The sequence below is a fragment of the Corynebacterium sp. S7 genome (genome assembly GCF_054401105.1).
In genome coordinates this window covers 1,554,387-1,580,252 of sequence record NZ_CM136760.1, presented here as the reverse complement: position 1 = coordinate 1,580,252, position 25,866 = coordinate 1,554,387, and the positions used below count along the sequence as shown (strand labels likewise).

The following is a 25,866-nucleotide window of genomic DNA, read 5'->3' as shown; positions in this document are numbered from 1 at the left end:
GACAGATAACCCTAGGGAAAGGAGACTGCTTTGTCTCGCTTAACTGATTACTTCGATTTCACGGGAAAGACCGTGCTCATCACGGGCGCTTCCGGAGGCATCGGTGCTGCAACGGCAGAGGCATTCGTCGATAATGGCGCAAACGTTGCCCTCATCGACCTGAACGCGCAGGCCCTCGCCGAGCTCGCAGACAAGCTTGCTGCGCCGGAGCGCGTGCTCACCGTCGCTGCCGATGTCACCGATCCGGAGCAGGCGAAGAACTACGTGAACGAAACAGTTCAGCGCTTCGGCACCGTTGACGTTCTTTTCAACAATGCAGGTATCTCTGGCACCGTTGATCGCATCGAAAACCTCACCCTTGAGCAGTTCGATCAGGTCATGAACGTCAACCTCCGCGCTGCGTTTATCGCGATGCAGAACGTGCTGCCCATCATGTACGAGCAGGGCAAGGGTTCCATCGTGAACACCGTGTCTATCAATGGCGCGATCGTGGGCGCTTCGCCGATGTCTCCCTACACTTCATCGAAGTTCGGTATCCGCGGCCTGACTCACCAAGCGGCCCGCGAGGGTGTGTCCAAGGGCGTGCGCGTCAACGGCATTTTGCCGAGCCAGGTGGACACGAACCTGATGCGCAACGTGGAGAAGGCCTGGGACGCCGAGCATCCAGAAAAGGCGAAGGAGACCTTCGAGGCCGGCACCGTGATGGGCCGTTATGCTCGCCCAGACGAGATCGCGAACGTCGTGGTCTTCCTCGCTTCCGACGCGGCTTCGTACATCAACGGCGCAGACATCGCAGTCGATGGCGGGCGTCTAGCTTAATTCGCTTTACGACGAAGCACTGCCCCGGCACCACCTATGTAGGTGGTGCCGGGGCAGTGCTTTTCTTGTGCATGTCTCCGGGCCTATTCAGGAAGCGGCTTGAATGCTGTTTCCTTCGCTCCGATGTAGAACATCGTGGAAATGGCCATCAGGACAACCAGGTACCACGGGAAGACGTTTTCCAACCCCATACTGGCCAACTGGGTACCAATGAGCGGAACAGTACCGCCGATCACGCCAACGGTGAACGCATAAGGGAATCCGAATCCTGCTGCTCGGAACTTCTTCGGGAACAGTTCGCTATAGAGCGGAACAACCGCTGCTTGAAGGGAAGCCACCAGAGCGTTGCCCACCGACTGGACCAGAATCAGGCGCAGAATGCTGTCGTTGAGCAGGCCGAGGGCTGGCACGGTGATCAGGGTGAGCAGAACACCTGCAGTAATCATGACTGGTTTGCGCCCGTATCGATCGGAGAACTTTCCAGCGATCAAAACAGCTACGATGTTCACGAAGTTCGCAATCAGCAGGGAGAGGTTGCCCCAGCTCAGATCGAGCCCATGATAGGTGTGAGCGTAGGTGGGGAAGTAGGAGCCCCAAGCGTAGACCATTGCGGTAAAGCCAACGGTGAGGCCAACCACCTGAATTGTCTGCTTCGGGTGCTTGCGCATCGGCTCGAAAATCGCTGCCCAGCTGAAGGTCTTTTGGGTAGCCGAGGTATCCACGGTGTCCTGCATGTGGCGGCGCAGGAAGACACCCAAGACTGACAGCAAAGCACCGAAGATGAAGATCACGCGCCAACCCCAGGTACCCATGGCTTCTGGACTCAGAATGAAGCTGAACGCTGCAACCATGACAATCACGGCGATTTGGCCAATGTAGCCAAAACAAGTAAATTGCGCAGCTACCCAGCCTCGACGGCCTTCGCCAGCCGACTCCATTGCAAGGGCGGCGGTGGAGGAGAATTCACCACCGATGGCCACGCCTTGGACGATCCTAGCCAGCAGCAGGATAATCGGTGCGAGGACACCGACTTGCTCGTAGGTAGGCGCGATACCAATGATCAGGCTGGCAATGCCCATGCCCCAGATGGTGAACAGCAGTGCGGGACGTCGTCCGAAGCGGTCGGCGATTGTACTGACAACCAGGCCAGACAGTGGGCGGACGATAAATCCGACGGCCATGATGCCGAAGGTGCCCAGCAAGGACGTGAGCGGGTCGGCATCTTTAGGGAAGAAGAGGTGGGAGAAGTAGACCGCAAGCAGGGCATAGGCGGTCCAATCGAACCACTCAACGACCTGGCCTACAGCCACACCAGCCAGCTGGTTCCTAGGAATGCCCAGGACCTTCTTAGACTGTTCATCGGCTGTGTGAGACGGTGTGGTGGACACTATTTATCCTTCTATCAAGAATTAACGACGACCCACCGAAGCGTGCTTGTGCTCCGGAAGATCGCCGCTAGCAGTGTGAGTATTTACTTGTACCAATTTGCGTTCAGCGAGTACTTACGGATGTTCTCGATGCGCTCATCGGTGTAGAACACGCCACGTGTGCTCTTGTTCTTGGTCACCAGAATGCGCTTAGCAATGCGCCAGCCTGCCTCGGTCTTCTCCAGATCATCGACATACATGCCGCCAGCACGGACCTCGAAGACGATATTTGGCTTGTCAGTGGTCTGCAGCGTAACCCAGGACACCTCGGTGATCGTCCGAGCCGAGTCACCATCAATGTGGTAGTGAGTGTTGTTCAGGAGATGCTGTCCCGAAAGGCGCGTCGAATCGTTGGAGCTTTGCAGCAACTTCTTCAGGTCCGATGCCTTGATCGGCTCGATTCCCTCATCGGGAGCCTCGAAGGTTGCTTCCTCGGTCCACGCCTGGTCGTAGAGGTCCCAGTTGCGTTGATCAAGGCCTTGGGAATAACTAACTAGTGCGTCGTGGATCTCAGTGCGGGTGATTAAGTCTTCGTTTGTCAGTGCCATGGTGTCTCCTTCATTAGATGTACCGGTCAGTCTAGTGCTGTGGACCGCTCGGTACAAGCAGTCTAACGCCTCCAACAAAGGAAACACCAATATTATTTCTGCAGTTTCTTGGGTTATCTTCGCGTGGACTTAAAAAAGGTGCACTTCGCAAGACTTTGTTTTCTGCGACCTGCGGTTTTCGATTTCGCAGTGCGTCAGGTCCGGTTTTCGCTTCACGACGAATCCCTGCGCCGTACCTAACGCCTGGCGAAAAATAAAAGCCCAGGTGAAATAATGGTGATATCTTGCGAAGTGCACCTATTTGAAGATTCAATGAAAAGCTAAAAGGTCCCAGACATTCACTGTCTGGGACCTTACACACAATCTGTGCCCGGAGGGGGACTTGAACCCCCACGTCCGTTAATAGGACACTAGCACCTCAAGCTAGCGCGTCTGCCATTCCGCCACCCGGGCTGGGTATTGTTTTCAACCTCTCGGCTGGGCACTTGAAGTACTTTATCCCGAACTACTAACTAGACACAAATCGCCACGTTAACGACACAATCCAGCCATCTAAATTGCATCGATGTAATCTGCCGGCTTTCGGTCACATCGCTTGCTCGATTCAGGTAGAAAAGAACTATGGCTACAAACACACCAGATTATGTACAAGACCGATTTCCTGGCCCTGATCCCTATGCACCATTGAAGGATCTGCCGTCGTTTACTTTGACGTCTACAGACTTGGAAAATGGTCAGGAATTGCAGGAGAAGCTCCGCGCACCGGAGTCCACCTCGCCACAACTGTCATGGTCGGGCTTGCCGGAAGGCACAAAGTCGCTAGCAATTACGTGCTTTGACCCAGATGCGCCAACCGCATCCGGTTTTTGGCACTGGGCAGTATTTAACATCCCTGTCTCGGTCACAGAACTTCCCACCGGTGCAGGCTCGGACGCAACTCTTGGCGGGCTTGATGGAGTGGTCACCTTGAAGGGTGACTCGGGGCTGCGGAAGCACTACGGCGCAGCACCTCCAGCAGGTCATGCCCCACACCGGTACCTGTATGCTGTACATGCTGTCGATGTAGAGGAATTGGACATTGATCCAGATTCCACTGCGACTGTCCTCGGCTTTAACCTTTACTTCCATTCCATTGCGCGGACAGTGCTGTGGGGATACTACGAGAACAAGTCTTAAATGATTCCAATTCAAATTCGCGTAGGCGGCGCCTTCATGGCGCTCGCCATCGTTATGATCATCCAAGCAATTATCTCCTTCATCCGTGGAGGAGGCGTTTTCGAAATCACGCTCGGCAGCGTCTTTATCTGGGTCGGCGCTTTGCTTTTCGGAGGCTTTGCGACGATGCGCCGTGACCAGCCAGCATCAAAGCTTCAGGTCGCAGCGCTTGCCATTGCAGTGGTGTTGATTCTTGCCAGCGTGTTTATTCCAACGATTAAGCTCGGCGTCATGGCTACTTACTGGTTAGCCCTCTACGCCGGTGTCGCCGTGTTCTGTGCGCTTATTTTGCGTCGTTCAGCCATGTAAGTCCGCTGCCCACGGCCTCGCTGATATTGCTCAGGCCGTGAGCTCGGACTTGCTTGGCTAGTCCGGTGTGTACCGAGTGAATCCACCCGAGGCCACCGTAGATAAATGGCGTGTATCCCTGCAGCAGGTTTGCGCCTGAAGTGATACGCTCCCATGCGCGCTCAGGAGTAGAAATTCCTCCGACGCTGATCAGTAGCAGTTTCTCTCCTACGTGCTTGCGCAGCAGCTTGAGCACTTCGAGGGAGCGCTCGTTGAGCGGGTCGCCTGAGATGCCGCCTGGGCCCATTGCTGCGACCTCTTCTGGGTCAGTATTTAGGCCATCGCGCGAAATCGTCGTGTTGGTTGCAATGATGCCGGCAAGACCAAGTTCGATGGCGAGGTCTGCGATCTGCAGGATATCGTCGTCAGCTAAGTCTGGTGCGATCTTGACCAACACGGGGGAGTCGGTCGCCTCGGTAACGGCGAGCAGGATTGGTCGAAGTTCTTCGACGGCTTGCAGGTCGCGCAGGCCAGGCGTGTTTGGAGAAGAGACGTTGACAGCAACGTAATCGGCAAGCGAACCCAATGCAGCTGCGCACTGGCGGAAGTCAGCTACGGCATCCGTTGAGGTCTTATTCTTGCCAATGTTGATGCCAACAACGTCAGAGGACTTCCGCCTCTTTAGCCCCTCAGATACTACGAGCGCACCCTTATTGTTAAAGCCCATCCGGTTCAGGATTGCTCTATCCTTTGGCAGACGGAACAGGCGTGGCGCAGGATTGCCCGGCTGAGGCTTCGGGGTGACAGTGCCAAGCTCCGCATATCCAAAACCGATCGCACCCCACGCGTCAATCGAGGCCGCATTCTTGTCAAAGCCTGCCGCAAGCCCCAAAGGAGCAGAGAAGGTGGTGCCCAAGAGATCCTGCGAAAGCACGGGGTCTTTGACTCGCACTCCGGATTCCATCGCCCGGTTGACCACAGGCACGGAGTGGAGAGTTTTTAATCCGACGTTAATAATTCCGTGAATCCGCTCCGGCGGAATCAGAAACATTGTCTTGAGTGCGAGATCATAAAGGCCCATAGATTACTTTCCTTCTTCTGACACAGAGGTTGGTGGGACAACTTGAATGCCTGCTCCGCTCGCGGATGCGAACACGAGAGTTCCGTCTGCTAGAACCGCCATATCTAGTGCATCCGGGACCGTATTTACTGTAGCCTTTTGTAGTGGCACGCCGTTGGAAATGTCGTAGCCAGAAGCAGTGTTCGTCGAAGTCGAAGCAATCCACGCGAGGTGGCGGTTGTTATCCCACGCCACGCCCCAAGGACCCTCGGGAACGGGTGCTGTTTGCTGCAGGCGAATCACCTCACCAGTGGTGTAGATGGCCAGCTGAGGGGCCAAAGCATCAGAGACGATAACTAGGCCGTCATTGCCAGGGACTGCCTGACCCACACCAATTCCGACGCGCAGCGTGCCGCCAGCACGACCGTTTTCCCAGTCCAAGTCCTGGATCGTGGTATTGAGGCGGTTGATGCGGACAACGGAATCAGGCTGCCCGTCGTCGTGTTGCACGGCGATGATTTCGTCCGTGGGGTCCTGGACCATGAAATCGTCGACACGCGTGCCATCGCGGTAGACATACGCCTTATTTTCTTCGCCGGATGCGGCAATGATCTCACCAGAGCGCACGATTGTCGACGATTGAACCGGCTTCTCCGTTGTAATCGATGACTCGGAATCGGTGGCAGAGTCGAAAACACGCACTGTTGTGCCACACGAGATGACGAATTTCCCGTCGTTGGCGGAGACATCGGTGCAGGTATCGTCGAGCTGAATTTCGTTCGCGCTGCCGGCGGTGATTTCGTCGATGGTGCCCACAGTCAGAGCCGAGGCTGTCCGGACACCGAGCACGTCGCCGGTCTGGTCCATATCGATGATCGGGTCGAACTGATGAACATCGCCGACAGGCTGCGCATCTTGTGGCGAGGCCTGCGGCTTTGCATCACCCATGGCTTGTCCGGATTCTGTTGCAGCATTTTGACTACACGCAGTAAGTCCGAGTGCCAAAGTTGAAATGAGGGCGATGGTTCTGAGGTTCTTCACAGAGGTTAAGCCTAGCAAGGTAGCGAGGTGAACCCCTATTTTGCGATCTCTATTTTGAAACGTCGTCGAGAGCAGACAAGATCGGCCGGGGAAGGGGGCTTTGGGCCGCAGGAAGTAACTGGGCGAGCTCCTCGGCGTTTTGCGCACCGACAACGGCTCCGCTGATTCCTGGTTGGTCGAGTACCCAGGCCAATGCAGTGGCAGCGGGAGTCATGGACAAGCCTTCGGCGGCAGTGGCCACGGCTTCGACAATCGTGCGTGCTTTGTCCCCGCGATAAGGGTGCACGGCAGGCGTATTAGCCGTGTAACCACTAGAAAGCAGGCCCCGGGCTAAAGGTGCGGCGGCGATCATCCCAATGCCGAGGTGCTCTGCGGCGGGGAGTACTTCTTCTTCTACCTCACGGCGCAAGAGTGAGTACTCGTTGTGCGCGACAGTCAGCCCCGGGGTAACGGCTAATTGCCACCCTCCGTAGCCCGCTGCACCTGCATACATTGCGTGACCTTCCTGTACGAGTTCTTTCAGCGTGCTAGAAACTTCATGTGCCGGAGTTCGGGGATCCCAATAAGCCGCTGAGAAAATATCTACGAAATCGATGTTGGATTTCGCCAGTGCGGTGGTAAGACTGCGCCTCAAAGCCGTGCGTGAACAATCCACGCGTTGGCCCACTGGAAGTCTCATATCAACTCCGGCCGTGAGCGAGATAATCAAATTTTCTCGCCCGACCTGCGCAATCGCGGGGGCAATCAGTGGAAGCATGTCCGCAGTCACAGTGATTAAGTTTCCGCCCGCTTCCACAAAAGCCGCCAAAAGTGCGGGCGTTGACTCGGCGTTCCACGAGGCGCTGGAGAGCCCAATCGGAGAAATTTTGAGCCCGCTGTGTCCGACGTTTCGTTTCTTCACCCGCCCAACATTAGCGGTAGTGTGATTCGACGTGAATGAAGTAGCTCAAGTTGCGGATCATATGTCATGGGTACAAGTTATTGTGCTCTCGGTCGTTCAAGGTCTCACCGAATTCCTCCCGGTGTCCTCGTCTGGCCACTTGCGTATCATTTCTCAGTTGTTCTGGGGTGAAGACGCAGGTGCATCGTTTACTGCTGTTGTCCAGCTCGGCACCGAGGCCGCCGTGCTGGTTTTCTTCGCCAAAGATATCTGGCGCATCCTGACAGCCTGGTTCGCAGGTCTGTTCAAAAAGGATCGCCGCGGACAGGACTACAGGATGGGATGGATGGTCATCGTTGGCACCATCCCCGTCGCAGTCCTTGGATACTTTGGTAAAGACATCATCCGTGAGAACCTGCGCAACCTGTGGATCACCGCCACAGTGCTGGTCTTGTTCTCCTTCGTGTTCATCTGGGCTGAGCGAGTGGGCAAGAAGAATCGCGGTTTCGAGGACTTGACTATGAAAGATGCCATCATCATGGGTCTGGCGCAGAGTCTTGCACTCATTCCGGGAGTTTCCCGTTCGGGTGGCACCATCTCCGCTGGTCTGTTCTTGAACCTCGACCGTGCGGTTGCAACGAGGTTCTCCTTCTTGCTGGCCATCCCCGCGGTGTTGGCTTCCGGCCTGTTCTCCCTGCCAGATGCCTTCGCCCCTCAGGCAGGTATGGCAGCAACTGGCGCACAGTTGGCAGTTGGCACGGCCATCTGTTTTGTGCTTGGTTATATCTCGATCGCCTGGTTGCTGAAGTTTGTGTCCAACCACTCCTTCGCCTGGTTTGCGGCTTACCGCATCCCAACTGGCATCATTGTGATGGTCTTGCTTGCGGCTGGTGTCATGTCGCCGATGTAAGGTAAGGGTCATGCAATCTTGGCCAAAACCTGAAGTACCCGAAGTTGCGGGAGTAGCTGTACCACTTAATCTCTATGACACGGCGGACCAAAAGATCCGCCCGGTGGAGGTCAACGCCTCCGACTCCAACACAAATTCCACGGCGGAAGTTGGTATGTATGTCTGCGGGATCACCCCTTATGATTCAACTCACTTGGGGCATGCGGCCACCTATCTCACCTTTGACCTCGTGTACCGCATTCTTTTGGCCAACGGACATAAAGTCCATTACGTGCAAAACATCACCGATGTCGATGACCCACTGTTCGAGCGCGCAGCGCGCGACGGGGTTGATTGGCGGGAATTAGGCAAAAGCCAGATTGATTTATTCCGCTCCGACATGGATGTCCTAGACATCATTCCACCGCGCGATTATATCGGCGCGATGGAATCGGTAGATGAAGTAATTGATATGGTTTCCGCACTTCTAGAAAAGGGCGCGGCCTACAAGCTCGACCAAGGCGATGTTTATGCTTCGGTCGATGCCACTGAACAATTCGGTTACGAATCCAACTATTCCCACACCGAGATGGAAGAAGCTTTCGCTGAGCGCGGGGGAGACCCTGACCGCGAAGGCAAACGCAATCCACTTGACGCGCTGGTGTGGCGCGGCCACCGCGAGGGCGAACCCGCGTGGTCCTCTCCCTTCGGCCCGGGTCGTCCTGGCTGGCACGTTGAGTGCTCGGCCATTGCTACCAACCGCCTCGGGGCGCATTTTGCTATCCAAGGTGGTGGCAGCGACCTCGCATTCCCGCACCACGAGTTTTCGGCAGCCCACGCCGAGGCCACCCACGAGATCGATCGGATGGCGGGCCATTACGTGCATTCGGGCATGATCGGGCTCGACGGTGTGAAGATGTCTAAGTCGCTGGGTAACCTGGTATTCGTGCACAAACTCACCGAGCAGGGCCACGAACCCGGGGCGATCCGTTTGGCGTTGTTCTCCAGCCATTACCGCGATGACCGGGACTTTTCCGATGAGATCCTCGCCCAGGCGGAGACACGCTTGAGCCAGTGGCGCGAGAACTTGTCGAAGGATGTCTCCCAAGAGGAGGCGGAGGCAATCGTCGTAAAGCTGCGCGAAGCGCTTTCGAACGACCTTGATACGCCGTCGGCGCTGCGCATCGTCGATAATGCTGCCGGCGACCACGATGATTTGATTAAAACCGCAGTGCATGGCCTTCTCGGCGTGCGCCTCTGAGAATTTTGGGAGACAATGGGCAGCATGACCATCCGTGAACAGTTTCAGACTGACGTCGACGAATTCATCGCAGACCTGCACACATTCGCTTCTGGCTCTTACCTTCGTGACGAAGATAAGGAATATTGGGAGCAACCTTTTGATCCTAAGGTCTTGCCAGATTTGCAGAAGCTCATTGAAATGTTCCTCGACGCGTTGGAAACCTTGGACGATGATCCAGGCAGCGAGGAACTAGTGGCGGTAGTGGAGAATTTCCACGCGAATATCTCTGCCTTCAACGAGCAGCACGCCAACGCTGTGCTTGAGCCGGAGGAAAAGGAAGAGCTTCAGCAGCTCATTTACAATGCTTCTGCGGCAACCGGCGCTGAAGAAGAAGCGCTCAACCAACTACCTGATCTGGAGTAATACACGCACTATGCCCAAGGCTATTTTCTGGGATATGGATGGCACCTTGATCGACTCGGAACCGCTCTGGGGGATTGCCACCTATGAGCTCTCCGAACGCCTTGGGCGACGGATCACACCTGAAATCCGTGAACAGACGGTCGGTGGGAGTTTCGCTCACACGCTGGGTCTTTGTGCGCAGTGGGCAGGGGTGCAGCTTAACGACGATGAGGCTGCCGCGCATAAAGCCTGGATGTATCAGCGCATGGGTCAGCTTCTGTCTGAGGAACTTGAACCGAACCCGGGCATTCCGCAGCTGCTTAGCTCGCTGAAGGATTCGGGGATGCGCATGCTGGTGACTACGAATACGGAGCGTTACCTGGCAAATTATTGCATTGACGCTGTTGGGCGCGAGTACTTCGTGGATTCGATTACTGGTGATGAAGTCACAAACGGAAAACCGGATCCGGAAATGTATGTGGAGGCGGCCCGACGCGTTGGTGAAGACCCATCTGAGTGCCTCGTATTCGAGGACTCCTGGGCAGGCATGAGCGCGGCCGCTGCGGCCGGCTGCAAAGTACTTGGCTTGGCCGAAAAGGTTCCCGCAGGAGTCGTCCAATTCGACTCGTCGCGCTTCGTTGGTGCTACAGCCGAGGATGTCGCGACGTGGTTTAAGGCCATGAGCTAATGTTGAACCCGTGAAAAATTTTGATGAGCTTTTTGCTGAATTGACCGCACGCGCGACGGAGCGCCCAGAAGGCTCCTCCACAGTGGAGGCATTAGATAAGGGCGTACATACGATTGGCAAGAAGATCATCGAAGAAGCCGGTGAAGTGTGGATCGCAGCCGAGTACCAAACCGATGAAGAATTGGCTGAGGAAATGAGCCAGCTTTTGTACTGGACCCAGGTGATGATGGTCGCGCGTGGCCTGAAGCCTGAAGATATTTACAAGTTCCTTTAAAAACTCACACCACACCCCGCATCAAAGGACGTTCATGATCAAGATCGCCGTTCCCAATAAGGGATCCCTGTCGGAAGCCGCATCGGAAATTCTGAAAGAAGCCGGCTACAAAAGCCGTGGGTACACCAAGGCTTTGAATATTCTGGATAAAGAAAACCAGGTTGAGTTTTTCTTCCTGCGCCCCAAGGACATCGCAATTTATGTTGCCGCAGGCCACCTCGATCTGGGTATCACCGGCCGTGATCTTGCCATGGATTCCCGCGCGAACGTGGATGAGGCTCTTGCACTTGGTTTCGGTGACTCCACCTTTCGTTTTGCAGCACGCGCTGGGGAAGACTGGTCAGTAGAAGACCTGCAAGACAAGCGTATTGCCACCTCGTACCCACATTTGGTGGAGGATTACTTGGCTGAGCGTGGCATCACTGCAAACGTGATCCGCCTCGATGGCGCTGTGGAGATTTCCATTCGTCTCGGTGTCGCAGATGCCATCGCCGACGTTGTGTCCACCGGAGCAACGCTGCGCCAGCAAGGCCTCGCGCCTTTCGGCGATCCCATTGTCTCCAGTGAGGCGGTAGTGGTCAAGCGCAAGGGCGCAGAAACCACTCCTGAAATGCAGGTTCTGCTCTCTCGTATTCAGGGCATCTTGCACGCGCGCCACTATCTCATGCTCGACTACAACATTGATCGAGACAACTTGCCTGCAGCATCGGCAATCACCCCGGGCGTGACCGGCCCGACGGTTTCTCCGCTTTCCCGCGAGGGCTGGGTAGCGGTGCGCGCAATGGTTCCGCGCAAGCGCGCGAACGCCGTGATGGATCAGCTTGCTGCTATTGGCGGCGAGGCAATTTTGGCCTCTGACCTTCGTATCGCGCGCCTCTAATTTCGCTAGGCTGTGGGAGGAAGGCTCTAACTAAGGCTCCAACAAAGGCCACAGTCAAGCGAAAGGGAAGCAGTGCAAACACGTACTGAAGAGGATCTCCTAGGCACCGTCGAAGTACCCAACGACGTGTATTACGGGGTTCACACGATGCGCGCGATGGATAACTTTCAAATCTCGCGCACCACGATCAACAACATGCCATATTTCATCCGCGGCTTGGTCCAGGTGAAGAAGGCGGCGGCTACTGCAAACCGGCGCTTACACACCCTGCAAAAGGATAAAGCCGATGCGATTATCTGGGCCTGTGACCAGATCCTCGAGGAAGGCCGCTGCATGGATCAGTTCCCGATCGATGCTTTCCAAGGTGGAGCCGGTACCTCCACAAACATGAACGCCAACGAGGTAGTGGCCAACCTGGCGCTGGAAAAACTGGGCCTTCCAAAGGGCTCCTACGACGTAATCAACCCGAATGATCACGTTAACCTTGCTCAATCCACCAACGATGCCTACCCAACTGGTCTGCGCCTGGGTCTGCATTACGCTATGGCAGAACTCATCGAAGAGTTCGACAAGTTGCAAAAGGCCTTCCGCTCCAAAGGCGACGAGTTCGGTGACATCTTGAAGATGGGCCGCACGCAGCTCCAAGATGCTGTACCCATGACTTTGGGCTCTGAGTTCCGCGCTTTCGGCGCAAACCTCGCTGAGGAGCAGAAAACCCTGGTCAACGCTTCCGAGATGCTCCTTGAGCTCAACCTCGGCGCCACCGCGATCGGTACCGGTGTGAACACTCCTGCGGGCTACCGCGAAGCTGTCCTCGAGGCGCTGCGCGAGATCACCGATCTTCCCGTTTCCTCATCCCCGGACTTGATCGAGGCCACCAGCGACACCGGTGGCTATGTCATGGCGCACGGCGCAGTCAAACGCGCCGCGATGAAACTGTCCAAGATCTGTAACGATTTACGCCTGCTCTCCTCGGGTCCGCGCGCGGGCTTCAACGAGATCAACCTGCCAGAGCGCCAGGCCGGCTCGTCGATAATGCCTGCCAAGGTCAACCCCGTCATCCCCGAGGTAGTCAACCAGGTCTGCTTTAAGATCTTCGGTAATGACTTGACCGTCTCCATGGCCGCCGAGGCGGGCCAGCTGCAGCTCAACGTGATGGAACCCGTCATCGCAGAGTCGCTGTTCCAGTCCATCACCATGATGCGCAACGCTGCCAAGACACTGCGCGAGAAGTGCGTCGCGGGCATCACCGCCAACCCCGAAGTGTGCCAAGGCTACGTGGACAATTCCATCGGGATTATCACTTACCTCAACCCGTTCATCGGTCACCACAACGGGGATTTGGTGGGCAAGGAGGCCGCAGAGACGGGTCGCAGTGTGCGTGAGATCATCCTAGAGAAGGGGCTTCTCGACGAAGAAACGCTCAACAACGTGCTTTCCAAAGAAAATCTGATGCACCCGCAGTACCGGGGCAAGATTTACCTGGATGAGATGAAGTAATAGCTAGCCTCTTGCATGCGTGGGGTTGATCACGATCCATTCAAAATCCAATTGTTGATCGTACTTTTGTTTGATAATTGTCTGCGGAATATCCCTTCCCGGACAAGGACACTCACGCATGCTTGTTCTTCACATTGCTATTCTCTTCGGTGCCATCATTCTCGGCGCTCGCCTCGGTTCCATCGCGATCGGCTTTGCTGGCGGTCTCGGCGTTATTCTGCTTGGCATCACCGGTATGCACGTCACGGCCGATGACATTGCCTTTGATGTCATCGGCATCATCATGTGCGTCATCGCGGCGATCTCAGCAATGCAGCGCGCCGGCGGCATGGATTATCTCGTTCACATCGCCGAGCGATTCTTGCGCCGCAACCCAAAGCAGATCACCGTCTACGCACCAATTGTCACCTGGTTGATGACTGTTTTCGCAGGCACCGGCCACACTGCCTTCTCCACGCTGCCCGTCATCGTTGAGGTAGCCAAGGAAGGCAATGTCCGGCCTTCGCGCCCGCTATCTGTAGCCGTAGTGGCCTCCCAAATGGCCATCGTCGCATCGCCACTTTCAGCCGCAGTTGTTTACATGGCCTCACTGATCGAGCCACTTGGCGTAAGTTACCTTCAGCTGCTGGGTGTAATGATCCCGTCGACCTTCCTCGCGATTTTCCCAACGGCATGGCTGGCCAATCGTTTGGGCAAAGATCTTAACGACGACCCCGTGTATCAAGAGCGGCTCGAGAAGGGACTCGTCCGCAAGCCCCAGCCCGCGGCCGAGTACCGTGCACCTCGTGGAGCGAAAGCGTCCGTGGTCGTCTTCCTTATTGCGATTATCTCCGTGATGATCTATGCCACCTTGATCTCTGAGCAGCTGGGGTTGGTCAGCGACCCGACGATTCCTCGCAACGAAGCCATTATGGCGATCATGCTTTCCGCGGCGGCGATCATCGTCATAATCACTAAGATCCCAGCTGGCGAAATCTTGAACACCCAAGTGTTCAAGTCGGGCATGTCTGCTGCGGTGTGCGTCCTCGGTGTTGCATGGCTGGGCACGACTTTTATCAATCACTACCTCGAAGACATCCAGGTCATCGCCGGAAATGTCCTCCAGGCGCACCCGTGGCTACTCGCTGTCATCCTTTTCTTCGCGGCGTCCCTGTTGTACTCCCAGGCCGCAACGACTCGCGCCTTGATGCCGGCAGCCCTCGCGATGGGGGTCAGCCCGCTGACCGCGGTTGCGGCCTTCCCTGCAGTCTCTGCTCTCTTCGTCCTCCCGACGTATCCAACATTGCTGGCCGCAGTTGAAATGGACGACACTGGCTCGACCCGCATTGGCAAGTACGTGTTCAACCACCCATTCTTGATCCCGGGGGTGTTGTGCATTGCACTTTCTGTATTACTCGCCTATCTCTTCGGCTCCGTAATAATCTAGGAACATGCTGTCAGACGTTGATATCGCCCAAGCCCATCACCTTGAACCCATCACGGACATTGCCGAGAAGGCAGGAATCAGCCAGGACGCGCTGATTCCTTATGGCAAGTACATGGCCAAGGTTGACCTGAATCAGGTCACGCCCGCAGAAAAACCCGGCAAGATTGTTTTGGTTACCGGCGTATCACCCACACCAGCGGGGGAGGGAAAGTCCACCACATTGATTGGACTGACTGACGCATTGGCATCCCTTGGGCACAAGGCAATGGTGGCACTGCGCGAACCGTCACTCGGCCCAGTGATGGGTATCAAGGGAGGCGCCGCTGGTGGCGGCTATTCCCAGGTTGTGCCGATGGAGAACATCAACCTGCACTTCACCGGTGACTTCCATGCGATTACCTCGGCCAACAACACACTTGCCGCGATGATTGACAACCACATCCAGCAAGGTAACGCGCTTGGTATCGATCCGAGGAAGGTGACCTGGCAGCGCTGCCTCGATGTCAACGATCGTTCCCTGCGCCACGTTGTCACCGGCCTTGGTGGCCCAAAACAGGGCGTTCCTACCGAAACCAACTTCACCATCACCGCAGCCTCCGAGATCATGGCCGTTCTAGGCCTGGCCACCGACCTCGATGATCTCAAGCGTCGCCTCGGCGAGATTACCATCGGTTTCACCTACGATGACGTACCAGTTACAGCAGCGGATCTTCAAGCTCAAGGTGCCATGACGGCCCTGCTCAAAGAAGCCGTGAACCCCAACCTGGTGCAAACTCTCGGTGGCACCCCGGCGCTGATCCACGGTGGCCCATTCGCTAACATCGCTCACGGCTGCAACACGCTGATCGCTACCACCACCGCGCAGCAGTACGCCGATATCGTCCTCACCGAGGCTGGCTTCGGCTCCGATCTCGGTGCCGAGAAATTCTTCGATATCAAGGCGCACTACGGTGACCTCGATGTCGCGGGCGCCGTCGTAGTCACCACGATCCGCTCCATGAAATACAACGGCGGCGTCGAGCGAGATAAGCTCACTGAGGAAAACCTTGAGGCTCTCAAGGCAGGCATTGTCAACGTCGAGCGACACGTGGACAACATGCGCAAGTTCGGCGTCAAGCCTGTCGTGGCAGTCAACCTCTTCTCCAGCGATACGCAGGCAGAGCGAGACTTCATGCGGGCGTGGGCGAAGGAATTTGGCGTCGCTCTTGCCGAAGCCGATGTCTGGGCACAGGGCGGTGCGGGTGCCATCGAGCTAGCCGAAACCCTCTTAGACAACCTTGTTGATTCCTCGCATCAGCTCTACGACAGCGACAAGGGCGTCGAGGCCGCCATCGAGACAATTGCCCGCGAAATTTATCACGCCGACCGCGTCGAATACTCTCCAAAAGCACTGCAAGATTTGGAGACCATTAAACGCAACAGCTGGTATGCCATGCCCGTGTGTATCTCCAAGACGCAGTACTCATTCTCCGACGATGCCTCACTGCTCGGTGCACCAGAGGGTCACACATTGCATGTGCGTGAGTTACGGCCGCGCACAGGTGCAGGGTTCATCGTGGCAATGACAGGGAACGTGACGACGATGCCGGGGTTGGGGAAGAAGCCTGCCGCCATGGGCATCGACGTGGTCGACGGCAAGATCACCGGTCTATTCTGACGTGTCTGCCGTCGATCCCGGCCATCCGGGATACGGCGGTGGCGTGCCACCAAATTCAGGGCACATGTCCTGGAAAGAACACCACCCGCAGAGCTTGGATTTCTTGGTGCGGAAGGAGCCGGACTTACCATCGGCCTCGATCTTTGACCACAAGTCGCCTAAGTCGCGCTCGAAGTACTCAAGTTCTTCTTTCGATGGGGTAAGAATCATCGAATCTAACACCTTGAGATACATCAGACGCAGCTGCGAGGGCACCGTCTTAAACAAGCGCCAGTAGACAAGCGCGTAGAAGCGCATCTGAAATTGCGCGTCCTGTGAGTAACGGGGAAGTGGTTTCTTACCCGTTTTATAGTCCACAACGCGTACCTCCCCAGAAGGCGCAACATCTACTCGGTCGATGAACCCGCGCACAGGCACACCGTTGGGCAGGACTGTACTTACGTAAAGTTCCTGTTCCGACGAGTCAAAACCTTGGGGGTTTTCCATCTCAAAATAGCCACGGACAAGTGAGCGAGCCTCAACGAAAAACGCTGTCTCGTCGTCGACAAGCGATGCTATCTCTGGATCATCTGCAAGCATCTTCGACCAATTCGGCTTGATCCGCTTCACCGCGGCCGGATAGGTGCGCTCCTCCCGCGACCAGCTGTGCACGTCCTCCAAGACCGCGTGGACAAGCGTGCCGCGGATTTGGGCAAGCGTTTTTTCCTCGGGGATGCGGTCAATGGCGCGGAGCCGGTAGAGCAGCGGGCACTGATTGTAGTCGGAGGCACGGGAAGGGGAGAGCGCAATTGGTCGTGGTGTCATGATGGATTCCATCATAGAGGGTGCATAAAGTGGACAGACATGGACCACATACGCGACATGATCGAATTCATCTCGGCTTCGCCCTCGGCGTTTCACGCGGCAAGGGAAGTAGCTGACACCCTGGTGAGCCATGGGTTTGTGGAGGACCTCACGGCCTCACCCGGTGGGCACGTCTATGTTGACGGTGGGGCAGTGATTGCCTGGTGGATTCCGGACGAGCCCAATCCCTCGTTCCGGATTATCGGTTCGCACACGGATTCACCTGGTTTCATGCTCAAGCCGCAGCCAGACTTTAGCGCGCATGGTTTTCACCAGCTGGCGGTGGAGGTCTATGGTGGGCCGATTCTGGCTAGCTGGTTTGACCGCGAGCTGACCTTTGCGGGAAGGATTGTGCTAGCCGATGGCTCACAGCGATTGGTGAACACCGGTGCCGTGGCGCGGATTCCGCACCTGGCCATTCATCTGGAGCGATCCTCTGAGTTTAATCCTGATCGCCAGGTGCACATGCAGCCGATTTTGTCGGTGGCCGGTAAGGGGGCTGGCCAGGGGGAGGGCAACCCCGAATCGATCATGGACATCGTCGCTGAGGCCGCTGACGTGGACAAACACTATATTGTTTCCCACGAGCTGATCAGCGCAGATGCGGCCGAAGGGGAAGTCTTTAATGAGTTCTTGGCTGCGGGGCGCCTGGATAATTTGTCCAGCGTCTACGCCTCGATGCAGGCGTTGATTGATGCCAAGGATGATGCACAAGACATCCTGGTTATGGCGGCTTTTAACCATGAAGAGGTGGGCTCGCAAACAACCACAGGCGCAGGTGGCCCTTTACTTGAGCGCATCTTGATGAAAATTGCCAGGGAGTGGGGCGATCCAATGGATATGTTTGCTGCGAGCTCGCTCGTCTCTGCGGATGCGGCGCACTCGGTGCATCCAAATTATGCGGGCAAACACGACCCCACGCACCATCCGCTGATCAACCACGGCCCGGTATTGAAGGTCAACGCGAATCAGCGCTATGCATCGAATGCGGTCACCGAAGCCATGTGGATCAATGCGTGCCGCAGCGCCAATGTGCCGGTGCAGACGTTCGTGGGCAACAACGCAGTGCCGTGTGGTTCCACCATTGGTCCGATTTCTGCGACGCGCCTGGGAATTCCCACCGTCGATGTCGGGGTTCCGCTGTTGTCCATGCACTCAGCGCGTGAGCTCGCTGGGGTCCAAGACCAAATATGGTTTAAGCAAGCTCTTACGGCATACTTGACCGGACACTAAATTCGTCTCACACGCGCACTCTTTACGGAGGTCTTTCGCTTTTATGTACTCAGGCCCATTTCAAGCTGGCGACAAGGTCCAGCTCACCGATGCCAAGCGTCGCCACTTCACCATTGAGCTGGTGCCCGGAGCGAAGTACCACACCCACAAGGGACACATCGAGCACGACGACATCATTGGCGCCGACGAGGGCTCGGTGGTCAAATCAGCGATGGGCTCGGATTATCTCTGCTTCCGCCATCTTTTGGTCGACCATGTCCTGTCCATGCCACGTGGTGCCGCAGTGATTTACCCAAAGGATGCGGCCCAGATCCTTGTTGAGGGCGACATTTTCATGGGCGCCCGAGTGCTCGAAGCTGGTGCCGGATCTGGTGCCCTGACCATGTCCCTGTTGCGTGCCGTTGGCCCTGAAGGCCACGTGTTTTCCTACGAGATTCGCGACGATCACCTGCAATATGCCAAAGACAACGTCGAAGACTATTTCGGTGAGCATCCGAAGTGGTGGACTCCTCGCCTAGGGGACTTCGGCGAGGTCACCCAAGAAGATCTGGGCGGACCTGTCGATCGCGTGATCCTGGATATGGTTGAGCCCTGGCACTTCATTGACACGGTCAAAGACGTGCTCATTCCTGGCGGCGTATTCATGACCTATGTGGCCACCGTTCCTCAGCTGATGAACGTCATGGAAGGTATTCGCGAGGCCAAGTGCTTTACGGAACCTCGTGCATGGGAAACCTTGCTGCGCGAGTGGAAGGTCGAGGGCTTGGCTACTCGCCCGGAGCACCGGATGAATGCGCATACGGCTTTCTTGGTGTGGACTAGGCGTCTTGCAGACGGAGTCACGCCCCCTCGCCCGCAGCGAAAGGCACGTCGCTAAGCTTGAACCATGAGTTCCGAGGAAGCGCTGAATGAAAACCGTGACCTGCAGCGTCAGGTTCAATCCTTAAGTTCGCGAAATGCGAAGCTTGCGCAGCTGCTGAAGCAGTCGCGCGATCAATTAAAGGATTTGCACGCCCAGGTTGATGCGCTGGGTGAACCGGCATCGACCTACGGCATTTACCTCTCTGGCTCTAACCGGGGCAGGGAAGCAGAGGTTTTTACCAGTGGCCGCCAGATGCGCCTTCTAGTCTCGCCGAATGTTGAACCAGGAACCTTGGAGCCAGGCGCACTGGTCCGCTTGGGAGAGGGGTCTGTCGTGGTCGAGGCCTGCGGTTTTAGCGATACTGGCACGCTTGCCACCCTGATTGAAAAAGTGGGTACCGATCGCGCGATCGTGGCCGATCAGTTGGGCAACGAGTCGCTGGTGCATCTGACCCACCCGATGCGTGCCACCTCTCGGGCAGGCGATACAGTCCTCATCGACGCGAAGGCAGGATTCGCCGTTGAGCGCGTAGACAAGACCGAAGTGGCGCAGCTTTCCTTGGAGCAGATTCCGGACATTACCTACGATGACATCGGTGGCCTTGGCCCCCAGATTGAAACGATCAAGGACTCCGTCGAGCTCCCATTTTCTCACCCGGATTTGTACCGCAAGTACGACCTGCACCCCCCGAAAGGGTTGTTGCTCTACGGTCCTCCGGGATGTGGCAAGACGCTGATTGCCAAGGCCGTGGCGAACTCGCTTTCGCAACGGATCGGTGACGGAGGCAAGGCCTACTTCCTCAACGTCAAGGGGCCAGAGCTCTTGAACAAGTTCGTCGGCGAGACCGAGCGACGCATCCGTCTGATCTTCGAGCGCTCGCGAGAGCTCGCCAGCGACGGTCGTCCTGTGATCATCTTCTTCGACGAGATGGAATCCATCTTCCGCACCCGCGGTTCCGGTGTTTCCTCCGATATGGAAACCACCGTCGTGCCGCAGTTGCTCACCGAAATCGATGGCGTTGAAGGCATCTCCAATGTCATCGTCATCGGCGCAACGAACCGCGAAGAGCTCATTGATCCGGCAATTCTGCGCCCCGGCCGCCTGGATATCAAGGTGCGTATCGATCGTCCTGGCAGAGAAGAATCCGCCGATATCTTCTCCCGCCACCTCACCGAAGATGTCCCGCATGAGAGCACGATCGAAGAGCTTATCGACGCAGGCGTGAGTGCTTTGTTCGCGCCGCGGCCATATGTACGCCTGGAAATGATCGACGGTTCCGCTGAAGTCCTGAATTATTCAGAGTTCGTTTCTGGTGCCATGATTGCCAATATTGTCGATCGCGCAAAGAAGTTGGCCATCAAGGACCACATCGCGGGAGTTAGCGAAATGGGTCTGAATGCCGGCCATCTTCGCGCCGCCGTGACCGCTGAGCAAGACGAGAGCGAAGACCTTCCCAACACCGCCAGCCCCGATGAGTGGTCGCGGATTACGGGGCGCCAGGGCAAGCGCGTAATTTCGGTGGAAGTCGTCGGCTAATCGGGGCTGATCGGCTAGTGTGTAATCCATGACACGCTTCATGGGAACTGAGACTGAGTACGGAATTGCAACACCGAGTCAACCCGAGGTGAGTCCGATAGTCACCTCGACCCATGCGGTGGTGGCTTATGCAGCGATGAATACCGGTGCCCGCTCGCGCTGGGATTACGAAGATGAGGCTCCGTTGCAAGATGCCCGCGGATTCAACCTCAAGCGCTACCACACGGTCCCAGTTGTGGAGCCGGACGCCGTTGGTGTTGCCAATGTAGTCACCACCAACGGCGCCCGCTTCTACGTCGACCACGCGCACCCCGAGTACGCCTCGCCAGAGGTACCTGATGCTTGGCAGGCCATGATTTACGATGCCGCAGGCGACCACATTTTGAACACCGCTGTAGAGAATATCCAGACGCTCTACGATCAGGGTGTCTCTGTGTTGAAGGGCCACGAGCCTTGTCCTCCGCTGAAGATATACAAGAATAACGTCGACGGCAAGGGCGCATCCTACGGCTCGCATGAGAACTATCAGTACTCTCGTGCCACCAATTTTGAGGAGTTGACCAAGGCGCTCATTCCATTCTTCGTCACCCGTCAGGTCATCATTGGCGCCGGCCGCGTCGGCATTGGTCCTGAAGGCGAGCAAGACGGCTTCCAGGTGTCCCAGCGCGCTGACTACTTTGTGCAGGAAATCTCGCTGGAGACCACCCTGAACCGTGGCATCGTGAACACCCGCGACGAACCTCACGCGAACGCGCTGAAGTACCGTCGCCTGCACACGATTATCGGCGACGCAAACATGTCCCAGTACTCCAATTTCATGAAGTTGGGCATGACCAAGCTTGTTATTGACGCCATTGAGAACGAGGTCGATTTCACAGATCTCGCTCTCGTCGAAAGCGTTGAAGAACTCAAGCGCATCAGCCACGACCCAACGTTGACGCACAAGCTCAAGCTCAAGGACGGTCGAGAACTTACCGCCATTGACATCCTCCGCATCTACCGCGACCGCGTTGTGGCCACCGACGAGGTGGACACCAAGGTCATCGAGCTTTGGGCCGAGCTTCTCGACGACCTCGAGCGCGATCCCTTGTCCACCGCGGATCGCCTCGACTGGACCGCAAAATATGCCCTGATCAAGGGCTACTTAGACCGCGGGGTCAGCATTTCTGACCCGAAAATCAAGCTCATTGACCTGCAATACTCGGACATTGACCCGAAGAAGTCCCTGTATCACGCACTCGTGCGCGCGGGCCGGATGAAAACTTTGGTCTCGGCAGAAGAGATTGAGCGTGCTGCCCACGAAGCGCCCGAATCTTCGCGCGCGTACTTCCGCGGACGCGTCAGCGAGAAGTTCGGCGACGATGTCATTGCTTCGAGCTGGCAGACCGTGATTGTCAAATACTCCGAGGGCACCGCGAAAATTGCGATCACGGATGTAGATAAGTTCACCGGCGAGGAGATGAGCGAGATTTTGAATAACTCGGCCACGACAGATGAACTCATTGCGGCCCTCGAGGAGATTAATCAGAGCCCAACCTACTACCACACTCATCATGAGCGTGATCACATTAATAAGCCACATTCGCACTAGTTCACGATTAGTGTGGAATGAAGACAAAACGCTTAGACCATAGTTGAAGAAGCTGAAGGAGAACTCATGGCACAGCAACAAGTCCACGGAAACACTGGTGGCGGCGACGACCCGATCGACGAAACCCAGGCCGGTCAGGTACAGATCAACACCACTGGTACAGATGACCTACTCGACGAGATTGACGGTCTGTTAGAAACGAACGCAGAGGAGTTTGTGCGCTCCTACGTTCAAAAGGGTGGACAGTAAACCGCATGTCCACAGTTCATACCCGCCGCATCATGGGCGTGGAAACAGAGTTTGGTATCACAGCCATCCGTGATGGACAAGCAGCGCTTTCGCCGGAGGAGGTAGCTCGCTACCTGTTCCGCCCGATCGTCGCGAAGCATTCTAGCTCTAACATTTTCACCCCGTCTGCGGCCCGACTCTACCTCGACGTCGGCTCACATCCTGAGTACGCGACTGCCGAGTGCGACGACCTGACTCAGCTGCTTAACCACGACAAGGCGGGGGAGAAGATCTTCCACAACCTTGCGCTTCAAGCAGAGCAGGCGCTTGCCGACGACAAAATCGGCGGGCAAGTTTACTTGTTCAAAAACAACGTGGACTCGAAGGGTAATTCCTACGGTGCCCACGAAAACTACCTGATCAGCCGCGAGATGGTGCTGAAGTCTTTCGGCAAGCAGCTGCTGCCCTTTATGATTACGCGCCAACTTATCGCTGGGGCCGGTCTGATCAAGGACGGTCGCTTCGTGTTGTCACAACGCGCAGACCAGGTGTGGGAGGGTGTTTCTTCAGCAACTACGCGTACCCGCCCGATCATTAATACCCGAGATGAACCTCATGGTGATTCGCATCGGTTCCGCCGAATGCACGTGATCGTCGGGGATTCGAACATGGCCGAGCCGACCTTTGCGTTGAAGGTGGGCTCGACCCTGTTGGTCATTGAGATGCTCGAGGCAGGCTTTGCCCTGGAAAACTTCGAGATGGAAAACCCAATCTTGCACATTCGCGAGATTGCCGACGACGCCACAGGTTCCACGCAGCTCGACCTTGTCGGCGGGGGCACGGTCACCGCGCTTGAGGTCCAGCAGTCCATTTTGGCCTCTGCGAAGAAGTGGCTTGAGGTCCGCCCCGATGAGGGCACTTCGAATGAGGAAATGGGCCGCGTCATTGATCTGTGGGAGCGCACTCTCAACGCAATTGAGACGCAGGATTTCTCCTCGGTGAACACCGAAATCGACTGGGTAATCAAGCGCACCTTGCTAGACAGGTACCGCACGAAGTTGGGGCTCGGACCCGAGGAAGGGTACGACCACCCTAAGCTGCAGCAAATCGATCTGACTTATCACGATATCCACCCCGAGCGCAGCTTGTTCTACCTGTTGCAGCGCAAGGGCGCGGTGAAGCGCTGGACTACCGACGAGGCCATTGCACATGCCGTAGACACGGCCCCGGAGACCACCCGCGCAACATTGCGTGGCAAGTTCCTGGCAGCCGCCGAAAAGTACAACGCCTCGATCTCCGTCGACTGGGTCCATCTGAAGGTGGATCGCCCAGAGCCTAAGGTCGTTGAAATGCTGGATCCTTTCGTCACCGAGGACCCTCGAGTCGACGAGTTGATTGAGTATATGAAACACAATTCACAACCTCAGGACGGCACCGAATCCTAAGCGAAAGGGCAAGTGATGAGCGCAGAAGACGCATCAGTGGAAAGACTGACCAATCTCACGTTTGCCCTGCTTGGGGCCGAGTCTCCTCGGAGCTATGAGTGGGTCCATGCCCACGTCGATGGATACGATCGTGACCTTTCCGAGGCAACCTTTCACAAGAAGCTAACTCGTGATGTTGCCTCGCTGCGCCGCGCTGGTGTTCCCGCTCGGATGGAGGGAGGGACAGTCTGGGTAAACAAGGACACCTACGAACTCCCGCCTATCGAGTTCACAGAATCTGAGGCTGCGGTCTTAGGTCTTGCCGGGGATCTGGGGCAACAGGGCAGTCTCGGCGCATTCGCACGCTCGGGCTGGACAAAGCTTGCGGCCTCCGGTGCCACCCGCACCTTCGATGATGGCCCGCTGACCTCGGTGGATAACGATGTCCTTCGCGTCCCAGCGGAAACTGTGCAAGCGGTGACGGCGTGCGTACGCAATCAGCAGCGGATGAGTTTTAAATACCAGCCCACACCTACTGCCGAAAAGCAGCGTCGCGTAATGGATCCTTGGGGAATTGTCGCGCTGAACAATCGCGCCTATGTCGTCGGCTGGGATGTCGAGCGCCAAGCGGAGCGCAGTTTCCGTGCCCTGCGAGTCACCGACGTCAAGCGGCTCCGCACCGATGAATTCGTCCCGGCCACTCGTCCTCTCCAGGAAGTGGTGGAGGATTCGCTGCGCGGCCCGCTTGTCAATGCAACCGTGAAAGTCTCCGAGGGCAAGGCCCACGAACTCGTCGATAAGGGCACTCGCAACGGTGACACCGTGACTTTCACAGACGTAGAGCGTGACTGGTTTGTTCGGACTGCTGCGAGTTTTGCACCCGATGCCGTGGTTATCGAACCGGAAGATGTTCGCGCAGACGTTATCGCACTGCTGAAGAAAGCGGAAGGATCTCATGGATAATCCATCCAAAATGCAAAGCTTGGTCAACTCCTTAAACTTGATCCCATATCTGAAACAACATCCGAATTCCACAGTGATGGAAGTTGCCCGTGATCTCAACGCAGAGCCTGCCGACATCATGGACGCGTTCCGTCGCCTCCATCTGACCGGAATTGGCAATGGTCCCGGAGAAATGATTGATCTTGTCGCGGACTGGACCGGCGTCACCGTGATCAACGATCAAGGCCTAGACAAGCCTCTGCGCTTAACACCCACAGAAGCAAGCGCCCTGCTGCTGACTTTGGAGTCATTGGAAACTCTGCCCGGCCTCGTTGATCAGCAAGCGGTCACCTCCGCCGCAGACAAACTTCGCAACGTGTTGGGCAACGCCGGCATCGATGATTCCGTTGCAGGTCAAGACGGCGCCGTTGCAACCGTCATCGCCCAGGCCATCGCAGAAGGCCACAAACTATCCATCACCTACCGCTCAGCGTCTTCCGACACCTCGTCGGTCCGCGAGGTCAGTCCGCAGCGCCTCTTCCACCGCGACGGCCAAACCTACCTCAACGCATGGGACGGCACAACCAGCAAGAGCTACCGCTTCGATCGCATCAGTGAAGCATCGCTTCTCGACGAGAAAAGCACCGCCCCCACCCAGAAATTCGACGACACCGACCCTTTTGGCTTCTCCGACGACCAATTCGCCGAGTTGCTGATCGCTCCAGAGGCGACATGGCTGAGCGAATATTGGGAGATTGAACTCGGTGAGGAAACGGACTCAGGTTGGTTCAGTGCGCAAATGACTTATGGCAGCGAGGACTGGTTGGTGCGCTTTTGTTTGAGTCAGGCTGACCGGATTCGCGTGCTCTCACCTCAAACGATCGCAGATGAGATAACGAAACGAGCAATTGGCGCGCTGGAGGGATATGATCATTCGAACAACGACGTTTAGCTGTTAAGTTAGAACTCA

The 25,866-nt window shown here is 56.5% G+C and carries 26 protein-coding genes and 1 tRNA gene; 20 read left to right on the top strand and 7 right to left on the bottom strand.

Annotation, left to right across the window (positions count from 1 at the left end):
• Window positions 1-30: 30 nt before the first annotated feature.
• Window positions 31-819, top strand: coding sequence for an SDR family NAD(P)-dependent oxidoreductase (locus ACXZ66_RS07605; protein WP_458747861.1), 789 nt, complete (start codon window positions 31-33; stop codon window positions 817-819).
• An 83-nt stretch (window positions 820-902) separates the two neighbouring features.
• On the opposite strand, the gene ACXZ66_RS07600 is transcribed toward ACXZ66_RS07605, so the two are convergent.
• The 3 genes from ACXZ66_RS07600 to ACXZ66_RS07590 all read right to left on the bottom strand — a co-directional run bounded on the left by ACXZ66_RS07600 (window position 903) and on the right by ACXZ66_RS07590 (window position 3,247).
• Entirely contained in the window at window positions 903-2,207 is a 1,305-nt protein-coding gene (locus ACXZ66_RS07600) for an MFS transporter (protein WP_458747860.1), read from the bottom strand.
• An 83-nt stretch (window positions 2,208-2,290) separates the two neighbouring features.
• Window positions 2,291-2,794: a nuclear transport factor 2 family protein gene (locus ACXZ66_RS07595; RefSeq protein ID WP_458747859.1), complete on the bottom strand. Its 504-nt coding sequence runs from the start codon at window positions 2,792-2,794 to the stop codon at window positions 2,291-2,293.
• A 367-nt stretch (window positions 2,795-3,161) separates the two neighbouring features.
• Window positions 3,162-3,247: transfer RNA gene (locus tag ACXZ66_RS07590), tRNA-Leu, on the bottom strand.
• A gap of 168 nt (window positions 3,248-3,415) precedes the next feature.
• Here ACXZ66_RS07590 and ACXZ66_RS07585 point away from each other — a divergent pair.
• Entirely contained in the window at window positions 3,416-3,970 is a 555-nt protein-coding gene (locus ACXZ66_RS07585) for a YbhB/YbcL family Raf kinase inhibitor-like protein (protein WP_458747857.1), read from the top strand.
• Entirely contained in the window at window positions 3,971-4,318 is a 348-nt protein-coding gene (locus ACXZ66_RS07580; RefSeq protein ID WP_458747855.1) for a hypothetical protein, read from the top strand. It abuts the gene before it with no gap.
• Here ACXZ66_RS07580 and ACXZ66_RS07575 read toward each other — a convergent pair.
• The 3 genes from ACXZ66_RS07575 to ACXZ66_RS07565 are packed head-to-tail and all read right to left on the bottom strand — an operon-like array spanning window position 4,293 to window position 7,299.
• Entirely contained in the window at window positions 4,293-5,378 is a 1,086-nt protein-coding gene (locus ACXZ66_RS07575) for a quinone-dependent dihydroorotate dehydrogenase (RefSeq protein ID WP_458747853.1), read from the bottom strand. The genes ACXZ66_RS07580 and ACXZ66_RS07575 overlap by 26 nt on opposite strands.
• A gap of 3 nt (window positions 5,379-5,381) precedes the next feature.
• A complete protein-coding gene (locus tag ACXZ66_RS07570; RefSeq protein WP_458747851.1) occupies window positions 5,382-6,398 on the bottom strand; it encodes a YncE family protein in 1,017 nt (338 codons plus the stop codon).
• Window positions 6,399-6,447: 49 nt separating this feature from the next.
• Window positions 6,448-7,299, bottom strand: a complete 852-nt coding sequence (locus tag ACXZ66_RS07565; RefSeq protein ID WP_458747850.1) for an aldo/keto reductase — start codon at window positions 7,297-7,299, stop codon at window positions 6,448-6,450.
• A gap of 61 nt (window positions 7,300-7,360) precedes the next feature.
• Between ACXZ66_RS07565 and ACXZ66_RS07560 the strand changes: the two genes are divergently transcribed.
• The 9 genes from ACXZ66_RS07560 (at window position 7,361) to ACXZ66_RS07520 (ending at window position 16,237) form a co-directional block, all read left to right on the top strand.
• A complete protein-coding gene (locus ACXZ66_RS07560) occupies window positions 7,361-8,188 on the top strand; it encodes an undecaprenyl-diphosphate phosphatase (RefSeq protein ID WP_458751324.1) in 828 nt (275 codons plus the stop codon).
• A gap of 10 nt (window positions 8,189-8,198) precedes the next feature.
• Window positions 8,199-9,428, top strand: coding sequence for a cysteine--1-D-myo-inosityl 2-amino-2-deoxy-alpha-D-glucopyranoside ligase (mshC, locus tag ACXZ66_RS07555; protein WP_458747848.1), 1,230 nt, complete (start codon window positions 8,199-8,201; stop codon window positions 9,426-9,428).
• 24 nt (window positions 9,429-9,452) lie between these two features.
• Window positions 9,453-9,833: a hypothetical protein gene (locus ACXZ66_RS07550; protein WP_458747846.1), complete on the top strand. Its 381-nt coding sequence runs from the start codon at window positions 9,453-9,455 to the stop codon at window positions 9,831-9,833.
• Between the two features lie 10 nt (window positions 9,834-9,843).
• Complete coding sequence (locus tag ACXZ66_RS07545) at window positions 9,844-10,500, top strand: HAD family hydrolase (protein WP_458751322.1); 657 nt, start codon at window positions 9,844-9,846, stop codon at window positions 10,498-10,500.
• 10 nt (window positions 10,501-10,510) lie between these two features.
• The gene (locus ACXZ66_RS07540; RefSeq protein ID WP_458747844.1) at window positions 10,511-10,774 is read left to right on the top strand and encodes a phosphoribosyl-ATP diphosphatase; all 264 of its coding nucleotides are present in this window, start codon (window positions 10,511-10,513) and stop codon (window positions 10,772-10,774) included.
• A gap of 34 nt (window positions 10,775-10,808) precedes the next feature.
• Window positions 10,809-11,654 (top strand): ATP phosphoribosyltransferase, encoded by an 846-nt coding sequence (hisG, locus tag ACXZ66_RS07535; RefSeq protein WP_458747843.1) that lies wholly within the window; start codon window positions 10,809-10,811, stop codon window positions 11,652-11,654.
• A 72-nt stretch (window positions 11,655-11,726) separates the two neighbouring features.
• Window positions 11,727-13,154: an aspartate ammonia-lyase gene (gene aspA / locus ACXZ66_RS07530; protein ID WP_458747841.1), complete on the top strand. Its 1,428-nt coding sequence runs from the start codon at window positions 11,727-11,729 to the stop codon at window positions 13,152-13,154.
• Between the two features lie 118 nt (window positions 13,155-13,272).
• A complete protein-coding gene (locus ACXZ66_RS07525; protein ID WP_458747839.1) occupies window positions 13,273-14,580 on the top strand; it encodes an anaerobic C4-dicarboxylate transporter in 1,308 nt (435 codons plus the stop codon).
• Window positions 14,581-14,584: 4 nt separating this feature from the next.
• Entirely contained in the window at window positions 14,585-16,237 is a 1,653-nt protein-coding gene (locus ACXZ66_RS07520; protein ID WP_458747837.1) for a formate--tetrahydrofolate ligase, read from the top strand.
• On the opposite strand, the gene ACXZ66_RS07515 is transcribed toward ACXZ66_RS07520, so the two are convergent.
• Window positions 16,229-17,041 (bottom strand): RecB family exonuclease, encoded by an 813-nt coding sequence (locus tag ACXZ66_RS07515; RefSeq protein WP_458747836.1) that lies wholly within the window; start codon window positions 17,039-17,041, stop codon window positions 16,229-16,231. The two genes, ACXZ66_RS07520 and ACXZ66_RS07515, sit on opposite strands and share 9 nt — an antisense overlap.
• 39 nt (window positions 17,042-17,080) lie before the next feature.
• On the opposite strand from ACXZ66_RS07515, the gene ACXZ66_RS07510 reads away from it, so the two are divergent.
• The 8 genes from ACXZ66_RS07510 to ACXZ66_RS07475 all read left to right on the top strand — a co-directional run bounded on the left by ACXZ66_RS07510 (window position 17,081) and on the right by ACXZ66_RS07475 (window position 25,848).
• Window positions 17,081-18,313 carry a M18 family aminopeptidase gene (locus tag ACXZ66_RS07510; protein WP_458747834.1) on the top strand — a complete coding sequence of 411 codons (1,233 nt, stop codon included), beginning with the start codon at window positions 17,081-17,083 and terminating at the stop codon, window positions 18,311-18,313.
• Window positions 18,314-18,356: 43 nt separating this feature from the next.
• Complete coding sequence (locus ACXZ66_RS07505) at window positions 18,357-19,190, top strand: tRNA (adenine-N1)-methyltransferase (protein ID WP_458747832.1); 834 nt, start codon at window positions 18,357-18,359, stop codon at window positions 19,188-19,190.
• A gap of 9 nt (window positions 19,191-19,199) precedes the next feature.
• The gene (gene arc / locus ACXZ66_RS07500) at window positions 19,200-20,711 is read left to right on the top strand and encodes a proteasome ATPase (RefSeq protein ID WP_458747831.1); all 1,512 of its coding nucleotides are present in this window, start codon (window positions 19,200-19,202) and stop codon (window positions 20,709-20,711) included.
• Between the two features lie 28 nt (window positions 20,712-20,739).
• Window positions 20,740-22,302 carry a depupylase/deamidase Dop gene (gene dop / locus ACXZ66_RS07495; protein ID WP_458747830.1) on the top strand — a complete coding sequence of 521 codons (1,563 nt, stop codon included), beginning with the start codon at window positions 20,740-20,742 and terminating at the stop codon, window positions 22,300-22,302.
• A gap of 66 nt (window positions 22,303-22,368) precedes the next feature.
• The gene (locus tag ACXZ66_RS07490; protein ID WP_458747828.1) at window positions 22,369-22,551 is read left to right on the top strand and encodes a ubiquitin-like protein Pup; all 183 of its coding nucleotides are present in this window, start codon (window positions 22,369-22,371) and stop codon (window positions 22,549-22,551) included.
• A 5-nt stretch (window positions 22,552-22,556) separates the two neighbouring features.
• Window positions 22,557-23,975 carry a Pup--protein ligase gene (gene pafA / locus ACXZ66_RS07485; RefSeq protein WP_458747827.1) on the top strand — a complete coding sequence of 473 codons (1,419 nt, stop codon included), beginning with the start codon at window positions 22,557-22,559 and terminating at the stop codon, window positions 23,973-23,975.
• A gap of 15 nt (window positions 23,976-23,990) precedes the next feature.
• A complete protein-coding gene (locus ACXZ66_RS07480) occupies window positions 23,991-24,917 on the top strand; it encodes a helix-turn-helix transcriptional regulator (protein WP_458747826.1) in 927 nt (308 codons plus the stop codon).
• Window positions 24,910-25,848: a helix-turn-helix transcriptional regulator gene (locus ACXZ66_RS07475; RefSeq protein WP_458747824.1), complete on the top strand. Its 939-nt coding sequence runs from the start codon at window positions 24,910-24,912 to the stop codon at window positions 25,846-25,848. The genes ACXZ66_RS07480 and ACXZ66_RS07475 overlap by 8 nt, the downstream gene beginning before the upstream one ends.
• Window positions 25,849-25,866 lie beyond the last annotated feature (18 nt).

Excerpts from the sequence above, each read along its gene's own strand:
- ACXZ66_RS07515 (WP_458747836.1), bottom strand. The coding sequence starts at position 17,041 with ATGACACCACGACCAATTGCGCTCTCCCCTTCCCGTGCCTCCGACTAC.
- ACXZ66_RS07585 (WP_458747857.1), top strand. The coding sequence starts at position 3,416 with ATGGCTACAAACACACCAGATTATGTACAAGACCGATTTCCTGGCCCT.
- ACXZ66_RS07475 (WP_458747824.1), top strand. The coding sequence starts at position 24,910 with ATGGATAATCCATCCAAAATGCAAAGCTTGGTCAACTCCTTAAACTTG.
- ACXZ66_RS07510 (WP_458747834.1), top strand. The coding sequence starts at position 17,081 with ATGGACCACATACGCGACATGATCGAATTCATCTCGGCTTCGCCCTCG.
- ACXZ66_RS07505 (WP_458747832.1), top strand. The coding sequence starts at position 18,357 with ATGTACTCAGGCCCATTTCAAGCTGGCGACAAGGTCCAGCTCACCGAT.
- ACXZ66_RS07595 (WP_458747859.1), bottom strand. The coding sequence starts at position 2,794 with ATGGCACTGACAAACGAAGACTTAATCACCCGCACTGAGATCCACGAC.
- mshC (WP_458747848.1), top strand. The coding sequence starts at position 8,199 with ATGCAATCTTGGCCAAAACCTGAAGTACCCGAAGTTGCGGGAGTAGCT.
- ACXZ66_RS07480 (WP_458747826.1), top strand. The coding sequence starts at position 23,991 with ATGAGCGCAGAAGACGCATCAGTGGAAAGACTGACCAATCTCACGTTT.
- dop (WP_458747830.1), top strand. The coding sequence starts at position 20,740 with ATGACACGCTTCATGGGAACTGAGACTGAGTACGGAATTGCAACACCG.
- hisG (WP_458747843.1), top strand. The coding sequence starts at position 10,809 with ATGATCAAGATCGCCGTTCCCAATAAGGGATCCCTGTCGGAAGCCGCA.
- arc (WP_458747831.1), top strand. The coding sequence starts at position 19,200 with ATGAGTTCCGAGGAAGCGCTGAATGAAAACCGTGACCTGCAGCGTCAG.
- ACXZ66_RS07560 (WP_458751324.1), top strand. The coding sequence starts at position 7,361 with ATGTCATGGGTACAAGTTATTGTGCTCTCGGTCGTTCAAGGTCTCACC.
- ACXZ66_RS07575 (WP_458747853.1), bottom strand. The coding sequence starts at position 5,378 with ATGGGCCTTTATGATCTCGCACTCAAGACAATGTTTCTGATTCCGCCG.
- ACXZ66_RS07490 (WP_458747828.1), top strand. The coding sequence starts at position 22,369 with ATGGCACAGCAACAAGTCCACGGAAACACTGGTGGCGGCGACGACCCG.
- ACXZ66_RS07520 (WP_458747837.1), top strand. The coding sequence starts at position 14,585 with ATGCTGTCAGACGTTGATATCGCCCAAGCCCATCACCTTGAACCCATC.
- ACXZ66_RS07580 (WP_458747855.1), top strand. The coding sequence starts at position 3,971 with ATGATTCCAATTCAAATTCGCGTAGGCGGCGCCTTCATGGCGCTCGCC.
- ACXZ66_RS07545 (WP_458751322.1), top strand. The coding sequence starts at position 9,844 with ATGCCCAAGGCTATTTTCTGGGATATGGATGGCACCTTGATCGACTCG.
- pafA (WP_458747827.1), top strand. The coding sequence starts at position 22,557 with ATGTCCACAGTTCATACCCGCCGCATCATGGGCGTGGAAACAGAGTTT.
- ACXZ66_RS07550 (WP_458747846.1), top strand. The coding sequence starts at position 9,453 with ATGACCATCCGTGAACAGTTTCAGACTGACGTCGACGAATTCATCGCA.
- ACXZ66_RS07525 (WP_458747839.1), top strand. The coding sequence starts at position 13,273 with ATGCTTGTTCTTCACATTGCTATTCTCTTCGGTGCCATCATTCTCGGC.